A 20,412-nucleotide genomic window follows, 5' to 3' on the forward strand; every position below is an offset into this window, starting at 1 on the left:
AGCCGATTTTGATAACATTAGTGTAACTTAAAATAGTCCTAGGAACAAATCAGACTATAGTCTGATGTTCCCATTATCAATAATTGTTATTATTTTAATAGTTAGTATAAGAAAAGGGGATGTTTAAAAATGAACAAAAAAATAGTACTCGGTATGATTTCAATCGCAACAGTAGCACTTCTAGGTGCCTGTGGAAATGGAAATACAAAAGAAACATCAACAAATAACAACAATCAAGCAACATCTAACTCACAAGTAGCTTCATCTACTACCGAAAGTAGTCCTTCTACAACATCTACTTCTAGCTTATTAAATCAAGAATTTAAAGTTAGCTTAGATGACGCTATTCAACTATTTTCAAAAGAGCACCCTGATGTAGCCATTACGAGTATTGAATTTGATACGAACTTTGGCGCCTATGGATACAAAATCGAAGGTGTTGATGATGCTAAAGAATATGAGCTATTTATCGATGCAGATACGAAAGAAATAAGTAAACAAAAAGAAGAGCGCTTAGATTCCGAAGATGCAAATGGTGCAGCTAGAAAAAATGATGCTCTGTTATTAGATAACATTATTTCACCTCAAAAAGCAATGGAAGCCGCATTTTCTGAAGCGAATAAGCAAGGTGATATTACTGAATGGAAACTAAGCCAAGAAGTTCAAAAGACTTTTTATGAAGTAACCATTAAAAATGGATCGAACGAAACAGAAGTTAAAATTGATTCTGTTAGTGGGGATATTTTACAAACTGAACAAGACGATTAAAACTAAACTATCAAAAGCATGGGAATCATCAGATTATTGATGATTCCCACGCTTTTTTTAGTTGTCATTCGTAAAAAACAATTTGTTGGAGACCTTTCAACCTATTTATTTTTTTCACAATTAATCGTGAATATAAAAATAAACAGTATTTTAAAGCGTTCTTTAAAATTGTTAGCGTTTTATTAACGAACTATATTGTTTAAATTTAGCTTTAATGTTAAAATTTTACTGTTGGGAAATAAAAATTAAAAGGAGCTTGATTAGTAAATGAAAAAGTTTAATTGTTTTTTAAGTAAGCTGTTAATTGTTGGATTAGTTTCTTCAAGTATCAGTAGTTTTGCGCCTCCAGTTTTAGCAAATGAGACCGTTGTCACCACGGAGGAAACCACTTCTTTACCTGATGAATCGACAACTAGTCCTGAAGTTAGTGCACCAGAAGAAGAAGCGATTACTGTACCACCTGCAGAAACTCCAATCACTCCTCCTATTCCAGAAACTGAGCAAGAACCACTGAAACAGGATGTAGCTACACCAACAATTACAGATGCACCCACAATTGCAGATCCGCAACCTGAAGCTGCACCTGAGAAAAAAACGATCCCTCTTCAACTATTGGGAATCAATGATTTCCATGGGGCTTTAAGCACGACCGGAACAGCCTATATCGAAGGAACCGCGTTTAGCAAAGCTGGAAAAGCGGCACTATTAGCAACTTATTTGAACAATGCTCAAACTAATTTCCAATCTGAAAAGCCTGATGGCACAACGATTCGTGTTCAAGCTGGGGATATGGTTGGAGCTAGCCCGGCTAACTCTGGTTTGCTACAAGATGAACCTACTATAAAAGTTTTAAATAAAATGAATTTTGAAATTGGCACACTTGGAAATCATGAATTTGATGAGGGACTTGGTGAATTTAATCGAATTATGACCGGACAAGCTCCTTTACCTGGTGAATTCAATCAAATTACAGAAGATTACACCCATGAAGCGTCAACTCAAGATATTGTAATTGCAAATATGACTGATAAAAATGGAAATATCCCTTATGGTTGGGAACCCTATACAATTAAAACAGTTAAAGATGGCGATAAAGAAGTTAAAGTTGGCTTTATTGGCATCGTCACTACTGAAATTCCTAATTTAGTTCTTAAACAACACTATCAAGATTACAACTTCCTTGATGAAGCCGAAACCATTGCCAAATATGATAAAATCTTACAAGATCAAGGCGTCAATGCGATTGTTGTTTTAGCTCACGTTCCTGCTGTTAGCACCAATCAAGTCGTTTCTGGTGAAGCTGCTGATATCATGGATAAGGTTAATACAGCACGCCCTGATAACAGTGTGGATGCATTCTTTGCTGGACACAATCATCAATATACAAATGGGGTTGTTGGGAAGACAAGAATTGTGCAAAGTACCTCACAAGGAAAAGCATTTATCAATTTAAAAGCCGAGCTTGACCCTGAAACCAATGATTTTGTTGCGGTTCCAGATGCTGAAGTGACACCTGTTCAAGCTGGTGTAACTGAAGATCCTGAAGTGAAAGCTATTATTGATGATGCTGATACTCGTGTTACTAAGGTTACTTCTGAAAAAATTGGAACAGCAACAACCAACCAAACGATTAGCCGTGAAGTTGAAAAAGATAGCCCAAATAAAGAATCTGCTGTTGGAAACTTAGTAACCGATGGGCAACGTGTTATGGCACAAAAACAAGGCTTCAATGTTGATTTTGCTATGACAAATAATGGTGGTATCCGAGCTGATTTACTTGTCCAAGAAGATCGCTCAATCACATGGGGAGCAGCTCAAAATGTGCAACCATTTGGAAATATTTTACAAGTCGTGCATATGACTGGTCAACAAATTGAAAATGTTCTGAATGAACAATATGATGAAGAAGGTAAATATTTCCTTCAACTATCTGGTTTAACGTATCAATATACCGATACTGGTGATGCAAATCAACCTTACAAAGTCCACCAAATTCGCAAAACAAATGGTGAACTACTTGATCCTAACGCCTCTTATTTAGTTGTCGTAAATGACTTTTTATTTGGTGGCGGAGATGGCTTTAAAACCTTTACAGAAGCAACTTTTGAAGCAACAATGACACAAGATACGGATACATTTATCGATTATATTAAAGCTCAAGAGGCTGATGGCAAAACCATTGAAGCTCAAATTGAAGGACGTAAAAGCTATATTTCACCTGAACAAATAAAAGCTGAAGAAGAAGCTGCGGCTATTGCTTCTATTAATGCAGCGACTGTTTTACCTGATATCAAAGAAGGCATAACTACTTTTACTGGGAAAACAATTCCTAATGGGACTGTTACTGCTCAACTAAAAGACAGCAAGGCACGAACTATTTTATCTACAACTGCTAATGAAAAGGGTGATTTCGCTCTTGATTTACAGTCGCTTAACCTAGCTAAAGATCTCGTTGTTACTTTTGTTGTGACGGATGCTAATGCTTATAGTGTTGCGTTTGATAAAACCGTGCTTGCCAAAGAAGAAAACGGCGAATCTGCAGCTATTGCAGCTATTAAAGCTGCCACTGTTTTACCTGATATTAAAGAAGGCATAACTACTTTTACTGGAAAAACAATTCCTAATGGGACTGTTACTGCTCAATTGAAAAATAGTAAAGCGCGGACTATTTTATCTACAACTGCTAATGAAAAGGGTGACTTCACTCTTGATTTACAATCGCTTAATTTAGCTAAAGATCATGTTGTTACTTTTGTTGTGACGGATGCTAATGGTTATAGTGTTGCGTTTGATAAAACCGTCCTTGCTAAAGATGCTGTTACTAATGGAAATGGAACCACTACTGGAAACGGGAATAATGGAACACCGACTGGAACAACGAATAATCCTTTGTCTCCTCCAACTGTTGCTGCTTCATTCCCACAAACTGGAGAAAAGGAATCTAGCGTTTCTACTTTAGCTGGACTCATTTTATTAGGTAGTGCAGCTTCCTATCTAACTAAAAAAAATAAACACAAATCTATCGCTTAAATAAACTTAATTTAAAATAAAAAAACTTTCTTGGGTTCTAGATAGAATCCAAGAAAGTTTTTTTATTTTCTGATAGCACAATCGTTCAATTTTAAAAACTTTTCAAATAACGAAGCCTGATTTATTATTTTTTTCTGAAATATCTTCATCTCCATTACCTGAGATGTAATCCTCAGTGTATTCTTTAATTCAACTAGTTCACTAATCTATGCTATACTAGTTGCAATAAAAAAGTTAGCGACAAGGGAGGAAAACACCATGACAACACTACCAAATATTGGCAAGCCCGCAACAAATGCATTACAAAACATTGGAATTACTGACCTGGAACAGTTAACACACTACAGTGAAAAAACACTGTTACAAATTCATGGTGTTGGCCCAAAGGCAGTCCGTATTCTAAAGGAAACATTGGAAAGTCAGAATTTATCCTTCAAAAATGCTGAACTTCCGAAGGTTAATTTTGCTGTTCTTTGTACCCTGAATTGTGAAAATGCCCCTAAGAAAAAAATTATTCATGATTATTTAATTGCTGCAGCAGCTGCTAATCAAGCTGTTCTCGAAACCTTATTAGTAGACACTTTAAGCTGGATTAAACCCGGTGAATCTCAATTAGAAGGGAAAACACCTTTTATTAAAGCAGTTATTAACCATCGTCAGGATCTTAGTTCACTAGAAATTCAATCGATTTTAACCCATGGTCGTGAAGCTTCAGCACATGGGATTATTACTGATAAAAAAGGCAATAAAACATATTTTTCAGATATTTTTCTATTTTCGAGTTCAAAAAAAGAGGCAAAGATTAAGCAAATAACCTCTTTTGTTAAAACTGAAAAAAATTATCATACAAACTAATAAGCAAAGCTATTCCAACTAAAATTGGATACTGTTGTACTATTCACCATTTTTTTGCGGGTCCCTCACTAATTTTTGCAAAAAAAGGTGAAATTATCAAATAAAAAAGCGTATAATAAGAGTTTAGAAGTGTCATAAAATCTACTTAATATAGGAACAGGAGTGTCCTCATGGAATTAGATTCATTACTTAGCACATCAACGTTACGAGAAATAACCTTAATTAAACTTTTAAATCAACGCTACCCCAATTGGATTAGCAAAGAAGAGATATCTAGTCAACTTTACATTTCCAACCGAACACTTAAAAGTACCGTAATTGTCATTAATTCCTTTTTTAAAGAAAAAAATTATGAGCAATATATCGAGACTGATGCAGCTTTGGGGTATAAGCTAAGTGCCAGCACAAATGCTATTTCTAACTTAATTTATTTAGAACGTTTAAAAAGTTCAACTTCTTTCAATCTATTATTAAGTATTTACAATAAAAAATTTATCTCTTCTAAACATTTCACAGACTATTATTTTATTAGTTTAACTTCATTTTACAAAGATGTTCGGACAATCAATCTCATTCTAGACAAATTTGGCATTCAATTCAATAGCCGAGAAGGGACTTTATCTGGGGAATCTTCTCAAATCCGCTATTTTTTTTGTAAGTTCTTTTGGTTCTCTTATGGCATGTCTGAGTGGCCTTTTCAACAAGTTGATGAAGGCGAAACCATGGAAATGAGCAAAAAAATTGGTGCACAAATAAATCCTTATCTAAGTCCAATCCAAACGAGACAGTTAGCTTTTGCACTTAGCGTTTGTCTCAATGATTTAAATACAAAAAAATTTATTGAACCAACTTTTAAGACACTTGAATCTGACAATTTGCTCTATCAAGAAATCCAAGCTACCATTCATCAAAAATATTATTTTTTCAAACAAAATATTCTGAAACATGAGGTTAACTTTATCTATAGTTTTATTGTATCCAATCCAATTTTTATTCAAACTGAAAAGATGTTTTCATTTATAAAAACCAGTTTCCAAGAAAAGGATTCAGCTAACTTTGCCTATTCTAATCAGTTATTGACTGAATTAGTCAATAATTCTTCCCATTTAATGACTGTGAATTTTTTAGATAAACAAAATTTTTTAGCGCATATTCTTTGCTTAAATTTTCAAATGGACACTTTCCATGATACTCATAAATATATTGAAGATTTACAATTAGACGAACTAAAACAACTAAACCCAGACTTATTTAATGGTTATTTACTAATTTTTTCAGCTATTGAAAAACAAGGAATTTATCCAACCTATCCTATAGAAACTCGTTCGTATCGTTTAAAGGCCTACTTCTTTTTCTTATTTTCTTTATCTGATTCAGCTGTTGAGATTAATCAAATCAGCATTCAAGTTCTTTCTGATAAAAGTATCTATCGAAAGATTTTGAAAAATGAATTGATTAAAAATATCCCTTATACAATTGATTTCACTGATAATAATGACCAAAACAATGGTCCTGATATTGTCGTCACAGATACACCAACTTTTTTTAATCAATTGGATATACCGATTTTCCATATTTCTTTTCCTCCAACATCAAATGAGTGGCTAGAATTAAATTCTCTTGTTGAACAAGAAATTCAGAAAAAAAGAACTCTCCAAAATTTTAGACCGTTTAACTAGTGCCTTCATAAAAATATGCCAAGATTCTGGCTATAGCCAGAATCTTGGCATATTTGTTAAACTCTTCTTCTATAAATAAGGATGCTTCCAGTTGAAACTAAAATGCCTAGCAATCCAATCAAATAGCTATGCTTTTCACCAGTAGCTGGAAATTGTGCCTGTTGCTCATGAGGACTTTCAGATGGCACAATAGGTAACTCAACTGCTTGAGATTCCACTTTCTTTAATTGGCTCATTGCTTGTTCTAACTGAATTGTTATTTGTTCCATATCTGAATTTCTTACAGCTTGCGGATCATTTTTAAATCTTGCCAAACTCTCCTTAGCTAGCTCAAGGCTTTCTTCAAAAGGTACCCACGTTTCATTTGTATAATCTTCTTTTTGCTTATTTTCTGCCTCTATCACAAGATTTTCTAGTTCAAGAATCGTTTCAGGCGTGGGAATAAGTTCTAATTGAGTTATTGCTTCCTCTAATTGTTTTTGAATTTCAGTTACCTCTTCAACTGTAACTGAATGACTGTCATCTGTCCCTTTTCCAACAATAACTTCAGCTTTTTCTTTCACTTCTTTCAACACATCCCAAGATTCTTGGGTATAATCAGTTGCTGCTTTTCCTTCTGTTACTACCAATATTTCTTTTAATTTTTCAATAGCTTCTTTAACTTCTTCATTTTCTTCCGGTTTTGCTAGAGTCACTTCTTGAATAGCCTCTCCCAAATTTTCTTTGGCTTTATCTAGCTCTTCTATTGTTGCATCTTCATTATCTAAAGTCGTTTGAGCTGTATTTTTAGACTCTTCTAGTTGCGTATTTTCTGATGGAGTTAATTCATTAGGATCAATGCTTTCAGCTTCATCAATAGTGTTAGAAATCTCATCAATCGCTTTATTCACACTGCCACTAGCTTCGCCACCACTCCCATAAAATTTAACAGTCGCATTTCTCGTTTGAGAATCGTTATTTTCGTCAGCTGAACTAGCACTATTTATATATTGAGTTCCCGAGTTGTCCACTTTTGTTTTATAGGTGATAACGGCAGAACTATAATGATTAATAATGCTAAATGAGCCTAGATTTTCTAGTTTTAAATCAAAACCTGCATCGGTAAAGGATACCTCTGTCCGGTCATTCGTTAAAGTTGTAGGCAATGCATATTTCATTTTACTTTTCTTTGCTGCATCTCGATAATTAACAACAAAAGAGGTTTTCACTAGCGTTTGTCCAGGTCCAATTGTATCAATGATTGTCGGCTGAAATAGGTTTTGGTTGGCGTTATTCAAAGTAATGGTCCAATTAATTAATGTTGGATCATTTTTATCATAGGCCCCACTCTTAAATAGTACAGTAGGATTTGTTGTTCCGCCTGTACTACCTGTTGTTTTGCTTACTTTCAAAGTTAGATCCGTTGTTACTCCATTGACAGGCATACTAATCGTATTATTGCCGTCTGTAACTTTAGTCTTGTCTAGTTTAGCCCAAAAAAATAGCTTTCCACTAATAGCTGATTTGCCATTTACATAATCTGTAAAGGTAAGTGTAATCAGTCCTGTATTTTTATCAGTTGTAGCTAAGGCTATCGTATTGCCGTCACTATCTTTTAGAGGAAATTCTGTATAATTCACTAACTTCAATTCTTCTGGTAAGGCAATGGACATCGTTTCGCCTTCCTTAACTGGTGTAGTAATGTCAAAAGTATAGTTTACTTTAATTTTATCTGTATCTTTAACTTTTGCTAATGTATTTCCAGCCATATCTGAAAAAGAAACATCATTAAAAAACTGACTGCCATAATCAACCACAGCGCGTGCTACAGGTACAGGGTCTCCATTTTTCAGCGTAGCAGTTGGATTAGTTGTTTCAGCCTCGCTAATTGGTGTTACAGTAGGCGTTGACTCTGACTCTTTTGTAGCACTATCTTCTTCCACTGCAGGAGCTTCTGTAGTCGGGTCTACCAACTTATCGGGTGCTGTATTTTCAGCAGATTCTTGTTCTTGCGTGCCAGAAATTTCTTCAATCCCGCTTGTCTCAATCGTAGAAGTTACCGTTGCATAAGCAGGCGTAACCGCACTAAAAAACAAAATAAATAACATTAAAACCCTTACTCTTTTTTTCATCCCCTATCCCCCTATCCCTTTATTAAATTAATTTTACTACACTTATAACTAATAACACAAAAATAAGCCTTTCATTAATAAAATTTAAAATAACGAAAAAATTTCATATAGAAGAAAAAAACCTATTTCATTCTTTTTAATAAAGAGCAAAACAGGATAATTTTTATTCATATTTAATTACTCAACTAAATACGTAAACATTTTAAAATAGCTGCTTGAATCAAAAAATAGCGCTATTATTATAATAGCGCCCCTCTTGCTTATTATTTCTTAAATGGTCCCTACTGGGCTCGAACCAGCGACCCCCACCTTGTCGAGGTGGTGCTCTCCCAACTGAGCTAAGAAACCAAAAATAAAACTCGTTCTCTATCATTGTATCTAACTTAATTATTTTAGTCAACTCATCTTGATAACAAAAAAAGCGAAGAAGTAAACCTCTTCGCTTTTTTGCTAATTTAAATTATTTACCCATTGCTTTAACAACAAGTTTACGTGCCATATCAATTGGAATTGCTAGTACAGATAAGCCTAATACAATTGCCCATTCACTAACACTTAATGCTGTTGTTCTTAAGATTGGTCCACCGACGAAAGTCATAATAATTTGGACCACAATGATTAACAACATAATACGCATAAACATTTTATTGCGATTCAAGTTATCAAAAATGTTTAATTTTTCTGTACGAACATTAAATCCGTTAAAGACTGCATAAAGGATAAAGAATGAGAAGAATCCAGTTGTAAGAGCTAAATTCGTTAATTCAGGGGTTCCACGATCAAAGAATTGAACTAAGAATCCGCCTTTCAACATCCATAATCCCATAATTGTAATCACAACACCTTGGAAAGCAAAAGCTGAGAACATGCTACGCGTCACAATATTTTCATCACGACGTTTTGGTTTTTCTTTCATGTAGCGTTTCAACGTTGGTTCAGCACCAAAGGCTAATGCAGCTAACGTATCCATAACTAGGTTCACCCATAACATTTGTGTAATCGTCAACGGATGATCAATACCAATAAATGGTGCAATGAAACTAATCAGTAATGCCCCAACATTTAATGTTAATTGGAATACGATAAATTTTTGAATTGAACGGTAAATCGTACGACCAAATAGAATTGATTGCGCAATTGATTTAAAGTTATCATCTAGAATAACGATATCTCCAGCTTCTTTGGCAACTTCAGTCCCACTACCCATTGCGAATCCAACGTCCGCACGTTTTAAGGCTGGACTATCATTTACACCATCACCAGTCATACCTACAACTAAACCGATTTCTTGCGATAAACGGACTAAACGTGATTTATCTGTTGGTAAAGCACGAGCAATTACGCGCATATTTGGTAATAATGATTTTACTTCTTCATCTGGCATGTCATTTAACTCTTGTGAAGTTAAGACAATATCATCAGGGTTTTGTAAAATTTTCGCATCTTTAGCAATCGCAATTGCTGTTTCTTTACGGTCACCCGTAATCATAACAACTTGAACACCTGCTTGTTGAACATCATGAATCGCTTCAACAGCCTCAGGACGAACATCGTCACGAATAGCTAAAATTCCAACTAATGTGTAATCAGAAGGTAAGCTTTCTTCCGTCACGATTTCATCAGTCGTTGCTAAAATCAAGACACGAATTGATTTTTTAGCCAATTCATTGATTTCATTATCTAATTCAGCTAACTTAGTAAATGGTTGTTTTTGACCTTGTTCATCATAATACGTTGAACAATTTGGTAAGATTTTTTCTGGTGCACCTTTGATTAAGGTCGTATTCCATTCTCCGGCTACTTGAGTTGCAGAGAACTTACGAGCTGAAGAGAAAGGTATTGCTGAAACATGCTCAAGTGTACCGAAAGATTTTTCATCTTTTTCAACAAAGGCTAAAACAGCTTTTTCAGTTGGATTTCCACCAATAATGACAACCGCACCTTGGTCGTCTTCAGAAATTACAGCATTCGTATTATTTAAGATTGTTGTACTTACAATTTTTTTCAATTCTTCTGGAATTGCACCTAGTTTATCAAAACTAGTGTTGGCACCATTAATGTAAGAAACTACATCTAATTGACCTTTAGTAATTGTTCCAGTTTTATCAGAAAAGAGCATATTTAAACTTCCGCTTGTCTCAATTCCTTCTAACTTACGAACTAGGATATTGTCACGTAACATTTTTTTCATGTTTTGTGAAAGTACCATAGCAATCATCATTGGTAAACCTTCTGGAACGGCAACTACGATAACAATAACCGCTAGAATAAAGGCTTCAACAATGTCATTCCCAACAGGTCCAAGTTGACTAAAGTATTCTGAAATTTTTGCACCATTGAAATTATTTTCAACAAAAATCTTATTGATCATAAAGGCAATAAAAATCAGCACACCAGCAGTGTAGCCGGCTTTAGAAATTTTATTCGCTAAATCAGCAAGTTTTAATTTCAATGGAGATTCACGTTCTTCAACTGTTAACTCAGCAGCCATTTGACCGAAGAATGAAGCATCCCCAACTTTTGTGACCTTCATCACTGCTTCCCCACTAGTAATAACCGCGCCACGGAACAAAGCATGTTTGTTGAACGTGTCACCATCTTCATAAGTTGCACCTTCAGGAAGTGTTTCTTTTTTCGCTTCATCAGACTCACCGTTTAGTGAAGCTTGGTCGACTCTAAGCGAACCATCGATTAAAATCCCATCAGCTGGAATCTTATCTCCTGTTTGTAAAATGATTTCGTCTCCTTGAACGATATCATCGATTGAAATTTCAGTCACATGACCATCGCGGAAAACTTTTACGGTAATTTTTGATGCATCTTCTTGTAACTTTTGGAAAGCTGTCTCATTTGAAAACTCACTCCATGTACCAATTAACGTTGCTAAAAGAACAGCAATTGCAATTCCAAAAGCTTCGAACCATTCTGCATAACCTAGAAAAGCAAATATCAAATTTAAAACCAAAGCAACTAGTAAAATTTTGATGATTGGATCGTCAAAATTGCCTTTTAATTTGTCAAAAAATGTTTCACTTTCTTTTTCGGTTAAAGCATTACTACCATGTTTCTGTCGTGATTCTTCAACTTCTTCTTTCGTTAATCCTACAAATGTTTTGTTCAATGTTTACTCTCCCTTTATCTATTCAAATTAGAAAAAATTACTTATTATTATAAAAAGCTCGTTGAGTCGGGTAGCTCCGGCAAGAAAATAGGAAAAATTGATAGGACGCTTTTTGTCCTCTCGAATTTTTATCTTTTTCTCGAGGAGTTGGCTCATAAGAGCTGGCCTTGATAAAAAGCTCGTTGAGCCGTTAAATCTAGCCTGATAAAAAGAGGCCGGCGTAAAGCCTTCCTCTTTTCTACTACATCGTTTCTTAAAAAAAAGAAACTTGATTTAACCTGCATCTAGTCCATATGCTTGAACTAAAGCGGCTAACCCACCTTGGTATCCACTGCCAATCGCATTAAATTTCCATTCGCCATTATGACGATAAAGCTCACAGAAAACCACTGCCGTTTCAACAGAGAAATCTTCACCTAAATCAAAGTTTAAAATTTCTTCGCCGGTTTCTTCATTTAAAATATGAACAAACGCATTAGAAACTTGACCGAAGTTTTGATTTCTAGCCACGGCATCATCGATTGTAACCGTAATTGCGATTCGATCAACAGCTGGCGAAATTTTTGATAAATCGATTTTGATTTGTTCATCGTCTCCATCGCCTTCGCCTGTTCGGTTATCGCCGGTATGCACAACTGATCCATCTTCTGAAGTTAAATTATTATAGAAAATAAAATTCTTTTCATTCAGACATTTACCGGTACTATCTAATAAAAACGCAGATGCATCTAAATCAAATGCTGCTCCACCATCATATTGGTTGGTATCCCAACCTAATCCAATAATTGTTTTTGTTAAGCCCGGATTGGTTTTTGTTAAATCAATTTTTTGACCTTTTGATAAATTAATTGCCATAAATAAATGTCCCCTTTCTATTAAAAGTTCTTCTTTAATTTGTCTCGATAAATTATATCAGAAAGAACTCATTTTTAATCCATTCTGATTAATTAATCTTATATTACCCGATATTCACACCAAAGTCACGACCTAATGCAGCTAGTCCACCTTGATACCCACTACCGATTGCTGTAAATTTCCACTCGCCATTATGACGGTACAATTCTCCAACAACAATTGCTGTTTCAATTGAAAAATCTTCGCCTAAATCATAGCGAATCAATTCTTCTTCGTTGTCTGCATTTAAAATACGAATGAAGGCATTTGATACTTGACCAAAATTTTGGTTTCGCTCATCAGCGCTATCAATTGTTACTGTGAAACGAATTTTTTCGATGGCAGAATCTACTTTACCTAATTCAACAGTCACCGATTCATCGTCACCATCGCCTTCACCAGTTCGGTTATCACCTAAATGTTGCACGGCTCCATCTGGGCTTGTTGGTTGGTTATAAAAAATAAAATCTGCGTCGCTTTTCACTTTTTCATTTGCTGCAAGTAAAAATACTTCTGCATCTAAATCGAAATCGCCTTGACCATCATATTTATTGGTATCCCAGCCTAAACCAACACGCACCGTTTTTAAACCTGGGTTATTTTTTGTTAAATCAACTTTTTGACCTTTTGCTAATGATACTGCCATTAAAAAAACCTCCTCTAAAATTTTTTATTTATATGTTTGTAACATTTCAGAAAGACTAGCAACATTCATCCCACTACCAACTGCCGCAAATTTCCATTCGCCTTCATGTCGATAAAGCTCCCCTGCAACTAAACCAGTTAGTCCTTGGTAGTTATCAGTTAAGTTATAACGGGCAATTTCAACTCCTGAATCATCCATGATGCGAATAAAAGCATTTTTAATCATGCCGAAGTCTTGCTTACGTTTTTGAGCTTGATAAATATTTACTACGAATACGATTTTATTGTATTTAGGGCTGACTTTATTCAATGATACTTTTACAACTTCATCATCTCCATCGCCTTCACCAGTTAAATTGTCTCCTTGATGTGCGATTGAACCATCTTCGCTTTTTAGATGTCCAAAGTAAACAACATCTTTTTTATCTACAAAACGATCCCCTTGTAGTAAAATAACCGATGCATCGCAATCAATTGCTGCAGGTTTTGATCCGAAAAGACCACCTAGTAATCCACCGCCACCTGATTGTGCCGCTTCATCCCAACCTAACCCAACAGTAATATTATTTAATGTAGGATTCGATTTAGTTAAGTCAATTTTTTGTCCTTTTGATAAGTTAATTGCCATTTTCTATCTCTCCCTCTGATTCATTATAAATTTTCAAAACTATCCTTTAACAGTGACTAATCGCCTTTTTTTAATGATAATTTATATTGATTAGTTGGTATGTATTGGATATACTCTAATTATATCATAATGGTGCTTTATTAGTATTTATTAGTTTGAAATTTCTTGGATAAAAGTTAAAATTCAGACTTTAGTACTAGAAAAATAGTGTCATCTGACAAGCGGAATGCAGAAATGAGGTGTGTGGTGTGCAGGAATTACGTCCGATTCCTCAAGACCTGAATAAAATTGACTGGCAAATGGAATTTGTATTACCTATTTCCCTAAGATCTGGCTTTAGTAAAACGGAAGACTCAATGACCTATCCTCAAGTAGCAGGGGCTGTCTTGGGCGTTCCAATGGATGAATTTAGTTATAGCGAATGGCTCTATGATATTGTCTATCAAGACAACTCAACTATTCATTTATTAGCCGGAAACTTAGATAAACAAATTGACAATCAAATTTTCCAAGGCATCCAAAAACTCTTTAATATTCACAATGAGAAAAAGGGACTTAGCCCCAATCGCTTTGTGGCTTTTATGCAAGGAAATAATTTATTGCCTTTACGGGACCATCCCGATTACTATCGTTACTTAACAGTAAAATTTATTGACTTGATTAAGATTTTTGAAGAAAATCATGGTGATTTGCTTCATGCTGATTTTAGGCGTGTCGTTGTTGATTGTATCAAATGGGGTTTTAATTATATTGATAAATGGCTCCAAGAAATTGATTTAGCTACAGAAGTTCCCAAAGTAATTTGGTATGGGAATGCAACTAAAAGTGAGCAATATTTTTTATGTTTACTTTATTTACTAGGTTTTGATGTACTGGTCTTTAATAGCGAAAAGAAAAATATCTTCAAAGATATAAAAGGCCTCTCAATTTCAACATTTGAGTACCCTAGCGAGATGCCCTTAGAACCTTTTCCAACTGAAAAACCAACTAGAAAGTCTACGACTGCGCGAAAAGCCTCAATGGAATTGAACAATATCATCAACGCAGATGGAAGTTTACTATTGAAACCTTTTCAGTTAAGAGATTATTTACCCGAAAGTCTAACTCTTCAAACTACTTACGATGAGATTCGGATTATTGGGAAAGAAAAAGCTTTTGTGCGTCCAAACTTTAAAGTAAAAAAAGGTGCTGTTGAAATTCCTGTTTTATTTTCTAAAGTTTTAGGTGTATCTGTGGATCGTGGAAAATATTGGACTGATTTTTATGAAGTCAAGCAAAGTACGCCGTTAGTGGAAGTTTTTAAAACCTTCCCTATCAAACCTGAAATAAAAGGCAATCAACAATTCCATTATCAATTTGCATTAGAGAACGGCACATTGAATCCTGAAAAAATAATTACAGCGAATTGGTGGATGCATAAAGAAGTCTCAAAAGGAATGCAGTTGGCCTTAGCCAATGGAATTAGTCGTTATGTCGAAAAAGCGCATTTCCTCCCGCAAGGAAAAGAAACAAAAGCAGATGTTCAAATGTATCTTTTTTCACAGGCAATGACTATTCCACCATTAATTACAAAACTTTTACAGCAATTTGACTATGCACAAGATATTCCCAAGATCATGATTTATAATGATGGAAATAACGGAACCTTAACTCGTTCCGATGCTGCCTTGTTGTTATTGCTCAATGAAATTGGATTTGATGTATTGCTTTATAATCCAACGGGACAAAATGATATTGAATTGTACATTGATGAAAGTAAATTTGATAGTCATTGGCTGGAAGAAGTTAGTTTCACTGAAATTTTCCAAACCAGTAGCATGGCTGCCAAAGGAAATAATGCAATTAAATCGATTTTCAATAAATTCTTAAAATAAAAAGGAGCGTTATAAACGATGGAAAACCAAAATGAAACAGGTTTAGAAGAAGTTCAAATAGTCAGTGTTGAGAAACGAATCTCACAAGCAGAAGCTCAAAAAGCTGAATTAAAAACAGCACCTGATGTAATTAATATCAGTAAAAACATTGATATCAAAGATCAAATTTCTATTTTAGAGTTTGGGAAAGAGCCAGCTGAAGGCATCTCACAATTTTCTGGTCGTATTTTAAACAACATGAGTGTTGCTGAAACACAAAAATCGACTGTCATGCTGAATCAGCTTGGGAAAATAATGGACAAGTTTGAACCAGAAGATTTCGCTGAAGAGAAAAAAGGATTCTTTGGTAAAATATTTGGTAAAGGAAAAGATATTATGGCGCAAATTATGGCTAAATATCAAACAATGGGCGGCGAAATCGAAGTTGTCTATACCGAGATTAAAAAATATGAAGTCAAAATGAAAAACAATGTCGCTATGCTGAATCAATTAGCTGATGAAAATATTAAATACTATTTCGAATTGGAAAAATATGTAGCTGCAGGTGAACTGATTGCGGAAGATTTGCGCAATAATAAAATTCCTCAATTACAAGAACGTGTTAACAATGGCGATCAAATGGCTGGCATCGAACTAAGTAAAACATCGGCTGCTTTAGAAATGGTTGAACAACGCATTTATGATTTAGAAATGGCCAAGCAAGTTTCTTTACAAACTGGACCACAAATCGATATGTTACAAAAAGGAAATGTCCGTTTAATCGGAAAAATCAACTCTGCCTTTGTCATTACGATTCCAGTTTTCAAGAGTGCCTTAATTCAAGCAGTTGCCATTAAACAACAAAAAATGACAGCTGAAGCTATGACTGAGTTAGACAATCGAACAAATGAAATGCTCTTAAAAAATGCACAAAATATTTCACAAAATAGCATTGAGATTGCTAAAATGTCTGGCTCGCCAAGTATTAAAATTGAAACTATGGAACAAACTTGGAGCACTATTATGAATGGTTTAGAAGAAACCAAGCAAATTGAAGCCCAAAACATTGTTGAAAGAGAAGCGGGTAAAAAACGTTTATTAGAATTGCAAAAAGATTACGAAGCTAAAAAACATACTATGTAAATTGAAAAACTACTGGATTTTATTCAAATCCAGTAGTTTTTTTCGCTAAATAAGAAAAGAATATCTAACCAAATACATGTTATACTTTTGTTGTTACCTATCTCACGAGGAGCGAATCCAAACTGAGAGGAGGTGTTTCTCTTGAATATGACAGCGATAACATTTGTCTTGTCTCTTTTAGTAGCTTTACTAGCTGAGATTTCTGGATATTGGTTAAACAATCGAGACAAATAAGAGGTAACTAACCAACATCAGTTGTACATATGTATAACAAAAACCCCCATATCCTCGACGATATGGGGGTTTGGTGTTTCTCTTGAATAACAGTATAAACAAACTATAACATACGTACGTTTTTTATTCAACTATTATTTTTGTTGCTACCCTTCGAGTAACGTATGAATTTTCTCTAAAGAATACGTTGTGGTCTCTAGATTTTTTTCAGAAAAACCAGAAAAATAAAGATACTGGTTTTGTTGCTTAAGCATTCCATAATCCATTTCTGTATCACCCATTGCTAGATAATGTGCAGATTCTGCTAGTTCTTCTTTCAAGCGGGTAATCCCACGTTCTTTGGATAAGGCTTTAGGTAGGAAGTAAAGTTTTTTATGCTGAAAATAAGCACACCAACCCAACTTGGCTAGTTCTTTATTGACCTCTAAAATAAATTTTTCTTCCCAAATTCGCTCGATAGTTAAGACACAATAATACAATTCATCGCTATCTTTTATCTTGCGGATACTTGTAGCTGGAATCATTTTCTGAATTAGCTCCAAAACAAGCTCTTTCTGATTTAACTCTTTTCTAAGTTCTTGCTTTGTTGCAGCTTGCCACTCTAAATCTAATCTACCATAACGATATAAATTCCCACCATTACTAGCTAGAGCAAACGGTAGATTAAAAGTTGAAAAACAATCTGCTAAACGTTCATATTGTTCTGTTGAACGTGTTGTGACTGGGATAAAAAGTTGCTCTTGAGTCCATTCCTGAAGAAAAGCAACTAACTCTTTTTCCATGTAACCAAAATGTCCGTTACGATAGGTTTCTGCCACCACACAGTTCTCAACCTTTAATTCTTTGGGCAAAGAGTTTTTAGAAAATAAAATTGTGCCATCTAAGTCAGTAAACAGCACCTTTTTCATATTTCTTTTTCTCCAACTTTTTGCTTAATTAACCCACAGCAAGAATAAGGCATTTTTGTATATTCTTCGATAGGCACATCCAATTCTTTAGCTAATAATAAAATGTGGCGTAAATCATTGGTTTTTTCAGGATTAATTAATAGTTTCTCTGGTACTCTTCTCAATAAAACCCGTGTCGTTTCACCAACCCCTGGTTTAATAAAATGAATGCTTTCATAGCCAAAATCAGCTTTTATCGTTTCAATAGCCTTCATCCCTGCCCAACTCGGTTCTTCCTCAGGGAGCCAGTTTACCATAGCTTCAGCAATCTCTCGATCCATTTCAACTTTATTCACGAGATAGGCTTCCATAATGGTCTCAATGTATTCATTAGATAAATCTAGGGATTCAAACTCTTTGTAATATTTTGCCCCGTGGACTTCGCCAGGTTTAATAAATTGCTCATTTAGCACCGTTCGGCTAACTAAACCTGAAACAGTGGAATTAAGGCACGCACTTGGAATGAGGAAATCTTCTCTGGTTCCATACAGCGTTGTGCAGTATCCAGTATCTGCTAAAACAGCTAAACTATCAGATAATGGAACAACTAATTTTGGATGTTCTTGATTGTATTTTACACATGCCTCTGTAAGCTCTTTTGTAATAGCCCCTTTACCCGTCCAACCATCAATAAATTGAATATCTGCTTGTTCTGACTGTCGATAAATATAGTCTAAAGCGACTTCATCGATGCCACGGCCTCGAATAATTGAAATAGAATAATGCGGAACATCCACTTGATAAACCAATTTAAGGTACCGTTTAATCAATACACCAATCGGCGTGCCTGCTCGTGCTAAACTCACTAATACCAAATTTTCTAAAGTTTTTCCCAAATCACCTTGATAATACTTCCGCTTAGAAGCTATAATTTGCTCCGCAACAATTCCAACAGATAATGCGATTCGATCAGCAGATTCTTGTAAAGTTTCTTTAAATAGAGCAATGTATTCGGCTGTCGGCTGGTACTCAACCGGTAGCATTTCGGAATAATGGGTGCCATTTTGAATCAAAACTTCTCGCTCAGGTGTAGCAATTTCTGCCACATAAGGGCTAATGTCTTGTAGTAAAAAAATAACATCCTCATCTGAATAACTGCCTTTTATAAATGGTTTCATTTAATTGCCTCCTGTTTTTCGACTTTGATAGATTCGATTTCTAGAAAAATCAATAACGTATACATTGGTTTGATCTGAGGTTAATTGCTTAATGAGTCCTTCTAAGTTGGCCTCATCCACGACACGCTCAATCATTACAAAAATATCTCGATAGTGATTTTTAGGAATCCGATAGACATAATTATCTGCGACTGGTTGCTCAATACTTTTAAATTGGCGTTTGTGAAAAATTGGATAGCCAGATACATCATTTCGACTTAAAATAGGACTTCTTGTTGTTGCTTGAAAGAAAACATCTGCTCCCATAAAAGTAGCAATCCGCAAAGGCACATACATAAACTCACCTGTACCTAGGACTAAGCATTCGCCTGCTTCACGTAGCGATTTTAGTTTAGCTCCTAATATTTTGGCTTGACTAGTTAAGGTATCGATTTTATTCGTCAAACCAAATCGTCCTGTGCTAGATAAGAAAGGTAATTTGGATTCATTTCCAAAATTATCTTCGCTGGTAATCAGGATCTTAGAAAATTCAATTTCCTTTTGAAAAATAGGAAGTTCACATAACTCAATGTCTTGCTCTTCTTCATTACTAATTTCTTCTTCAAATAATGAGGACGATACACCTAGCTCTGTGACTTCACCTTTTAAAAGTGATACTTCTTTAATTGAAATACCAAGCTCTTTTTCCAATTGCTGATAAGCCTTTTGATCACTTTCATTCCGCCAATCTAGGATTGAAACGATTGTAAATTCTTTTTTATGGGGAAATTCTTTGATAATATCACGAATTATATTTAAATTGGTTTTGCCAGTGGTTACTTCATCATCAACCAAAATAATCTCATTTTCATTTTGAAAGAAATCCTGGTTTTCTGCATAAACTTTATGCGAAGTTGCATGGCTATGCTCTTCCTCAAAGGCTAATAGAGGCGTGATATCCGCTCCAAGTATTTCACGAGTCGTATGAATATATTCTGCAGGCGATGAAAAACTAGCGTAAAAAGCTTGCCCTAATGCTGTTGCTGTTTCACAAAATCCAATAATCGTTACAGGCTTTACTAGCTCAACTTTAGGAAGCTGGGCTAAATTAAATTCAAAATTTTGGCTGCCAAATTCTGTGTTTAATGTTGCTTGAATCAACTCTTTTTGGTCATCCATTTTGTCTGCATACGTTAAGGCCAGCGCTCGTCCAATTAACAATGGGATTCCTGGATTCACAGGCAGGTGTTTTCCTAAAACTGGACTAACAAACAAAAAACTTCTTTTCTTATTGATTCGAGCAGCTAGTTGAAAAAGAGCATCTGGCTCTATTTGTAACGGATTTTTTATAATCGAAACTTGGACTTTTAACTCTTCTGTTAGTTGATATTCTTTTATTTCAGTCAT

14 protein-coding genes and 1 tRNA gene are annotated in these 20,412 nt (G+C 34.9%); 6 read left to right on the top strand and 9 right to left on the bottom strand.

Annotated elements, in window-relative coordinates:
- The first annotated feature begins 129 nt into the window (after positions 1 to 129).
- From MHI00_RS15915 to MHI00_RS15935, 4 genes are all read left to right on the top strand, one after another.
- Positions 130 to 768, top strand: a complete 639-nt coding sequence (locus tag MHI00_RS15915) for a PepSY domain-containing protein (protein WP_341114856.1) — start codon at positions 130 to 132, stop codon at positions 766 to 768.
- A 267-nt stretch (positions 769 to 1,035) separates the two neighbouring features.
- Positions 1,036 to 3,798 (top strand): 5'-nucleotidase C-terminal domain-containing protein, encoded by a 2,763-nt coding sequence (locus MHI00_RS17745; RefSeq protein WP_445662557.1) that lies wholly within the window; start codon positions 1,036 to 1,038, stop codon positions 3,796 to 3,798.
- 258 nt (positions 3,799 to 4,056) lie between these two features.
- Positions 4,057 to 4,653, top strand: coding sequence for a DNA-directed RNA polymerase subunit alpha C-terminal domain-containing protein (locus tag MHI00_RS15930; RefSeq protein WP_015077837.1), 597 nt, complete (start codon positions 4,057 to 4,059; stop codon positions 4,651 to 4,653).
- 170 nt (positions 4,654 to 4,823) lie between these two features.
- Entirely contained in the window at positions 4,824 to 6,332 is a 1,509-nt protein-coding gene (locus MHI00_RS15935; protein ID WP_341114864.1) for a helix-turn-helix domain-containing protein, read from the top strand.
- A 56-nt stretch (positions 6,333 to 6,388) separates the two neighbouring features.
- Here the strand turns inward: MHI00_RS15935 and MHI00_RS15940 are convergent, their stop codons facing one another.
- The 6 genes from MHI00_RS15940 to MHI00_RS15965 form a co-directional block, all read right to left on the bottom strand.
- Positions 6,389 to 8,443 (bottom strand): Ig-like domain-containing protein, encoded by a 2,055-nt coding sequence (locus MHI00_RS15940; protein WP_341114866.1) that lies wholly within the window; start codon positions 8,441 to 8,443, stop codon positions 6,389 to 6,391.
- 275 nt (positions 8,444 to 8,718) lie between these two features.
- Positions 8,719 to 8,791, bottom strand: a tRNA-Val gene (locus tag MHI00_RS15945).
- A gap of 112 nt (positions 8,792 to 8,903) precedes the next feature.
- Positions 8,904 to 11,564, bottom strand: a complete 2,661-nt coding sequence (locus tag MHI00_RS15950) for a calcium-translocating P-type ATPase, PMCA-type (RefSeq protein ID WP_135057536.1) — start codon at positions 11,562 to 11,564, stop codon at positions 8,904 to 8,906.
- Positions 11,565 to 11,837: 273 nt separating this feature from the next.
- Positions 11,838 to 12,419, bottom strand: a complete 582-nt coding sequence (locus tag MHI00_RS15955; RefSeq protein WP_010053296.1) for a TerD family protein — start codon at positions 12,417 to 12,419, stop codon at positions 11,838 to 11,840.
- Between the two features lie 103 nt (positions 12,420 to 12,522).
- Positions 12,523 to 13,104, bottom strand: coding sequence for a TerD family protein (locus tag MHI00_RS15960; protein ID WP_015077842.1), 582 nt, complete (start codon positions 13,102 to 13,104; stop codon positions 12,523 to 12,525).
- 24 nt (positions 13,105 to 13,128) lie between these two features.
- Positions 13,129 to 13,731, bottom strand: coding sequence for a TerD family protein (locus MHI00_RS15965; RefSeq protein ID WP_010053294.1), 603 nt, complete (start codon positions 13,729 to 13,731; stop codon positions 13,129 to 13,131).
- Between the two features lie 248 nt (positions 13,732 to 13,979).
- Here MHI00_RS15965 and MHI00_RS15970 point away from each other — a divergent pair, with 248 nt between their 5' ends.
- On the top strand, positions 13,980 to 15,605 hold the full coding sequence (locus MHI00_RS15970; protein WP_015077843.1) for a YceG family protein: 1,626 nt from the start codon (positions 13,980 to 13,982) through the stop codon (positions 15,603 to 15,605).
- 18 nt (positions 15,606 to 15,623) lie between these two features.
- A complete protein-coding gene (locus tag MHI00_RS15975) occupies positions 15,624 to 16,727 on the top strand; it encodes a toxic anion resistance protein (RefSeq protein WP_010053288.1) in 1,104 nt (367 codons plus the stop codon).
- A 380-nt stretch (positions 16,728 to 17,107) separates the two neighbouring features.
- On the opposite strand, the gene MHI00_RS15980 is transcribed toward MHI00_RS15975, so the two are convergent.
- Genes MHI00_RS15980 through MHI00_RS15990 form a run of 3 tightly spaced genes read right to left on the bottom strand, consistent with a single transcriptional unit; the run spans position 17,108 to position 20,412 of the window.
- Entirely contained in the window at positions 17,108 to 17,869 is a 762-nt protein-coding gene (locus MHI00_RS15980; protein ID WP_015077844.1) for an HAD hydrolase family protein, read from the bottom strand.
- Complete coding sequence (locus MHI00_RS15985; RefSeq protein ID WP_015077845.1) at positions 17,866 to 19,026, bottom strand: cysteine protease StiP family protein; 1,161 nt, start codon at positions 19,024 to 19,026, stop codon at positions 17,866 to 17,868. The genes MHI00_RS15980 and MHI00_RS15985 overlap by 4 nt, the downstream gene beginning before the upstream one ends.
- A complete protein-coding gene (locus MHI00_RS15990) occupies positions 19,027 to 20,412 on the bottom strand; it encodes a phosphoribosyltransferase family protein (RefSeq protein ID WP_015077846.1) in 1,386 nt (461 codons plus the stop codon).

This window comes from Carnobacterium sp. FSL E2-0243 (assembly GCF_038003605.1).
Lineage (GTDB): Bacteria > Bacillota > Bacilli > Lactobacillales > Carnobacteriaceae > Carnobacterium > Carnobacterium maltaromaticum.

What these genes read in the sequence shown, in the direction of transcription:
- MHI00_RS15915 (WP_341114856.1), top strand. Translation starts at nt 130, where the DNA reads ATGAACAAAAAAATAGTACTCGGTATGATTTCAATCGCAACAGTAGCA.
- MHI00_RS17745 (WP_445662557.1), top strand. Translation starts at nt 1,036, where the DNA reads ATGAAAAAGTTTAATTGTTTTTTAAGTAAGCTGTTAATTGTTGGATTA.
- MHI00_RS15930 (WP_015077837.1), top strand. Translation starts at nt 4,057, where the DNA reads ATGACAACACTACCAAATATTGGCAAGCCCGCAACAAATGCATTACAA.
- MHI00_RS15935 (WP_341114864.1), top strand. Translation starts at nt 4,824, where the DNA reads ATGGAATTAGATTCATTACTTAGCACATCAACGTTACGAGAAATAACC.
- MHI00_RS15940 (WP_341114866.1), bottom strand. Translation starts at nt 8,443, where the DNA reads ATGAAAAAAAGAGTAAGGGTTTTAATGTTATTTATTTTGTTTTTTAGT.
- MHI00_RS15955 (WP_010053296.1), bottom strand. Translation starts at nt 12,419, where the DNA reads ATGGCAATTAATTTATCAAAAGGTCAAAAAATTGATTTAACAAAAACC.
- MHI00_RS15960 (WP_015077842.1), bottom strand. Translation starts at nt 13,104, where the DNA reads ATGGCAGTATCATTAGCAAAAGGTCAAAAAGTTGATTTAACAAAAAAT.
- MHI00_RS15965 (WP_010053294.1), bottom strand. Translation starts at nt 13,731, where the DNA reads ATGGCAATTAACTTATCAAAAGGACAAAAAATTGACTTAACTAAATCG.
- MHI00_RS15975 (WP_010053288.1), top strand. Translation starts at nt 15,624, where the DNA reads ATGGAAAACCAAAATGAAACAGGTTTAGAAGAAGTTCAAATAGTCAGT.
- MHI00_RS15980 (WP_015077844.1), bottom strand. Translation starts at nt 17,869, where the DNA reads ATGAAAAAGGTGCTGTTTACTGACTTAGATGGCACAATTTTATTTTCT.
- MHI00_RS15985 (WP_015077845.1), bottom strand. Translation starts at nt 19,026, where the DNA reads ATGAAACCATTTATAAAAGGCAGTTATTCAGATGAGGATGTTATTTTT.
- MHI00_RS15990 (WP_015077846.1), bottom strand. Translation starts at nt 20,412, where the DNA reads ATGACTGAAATAAAAGAATATCAACTAACAGAAGAGTTAAAAGTCCAA.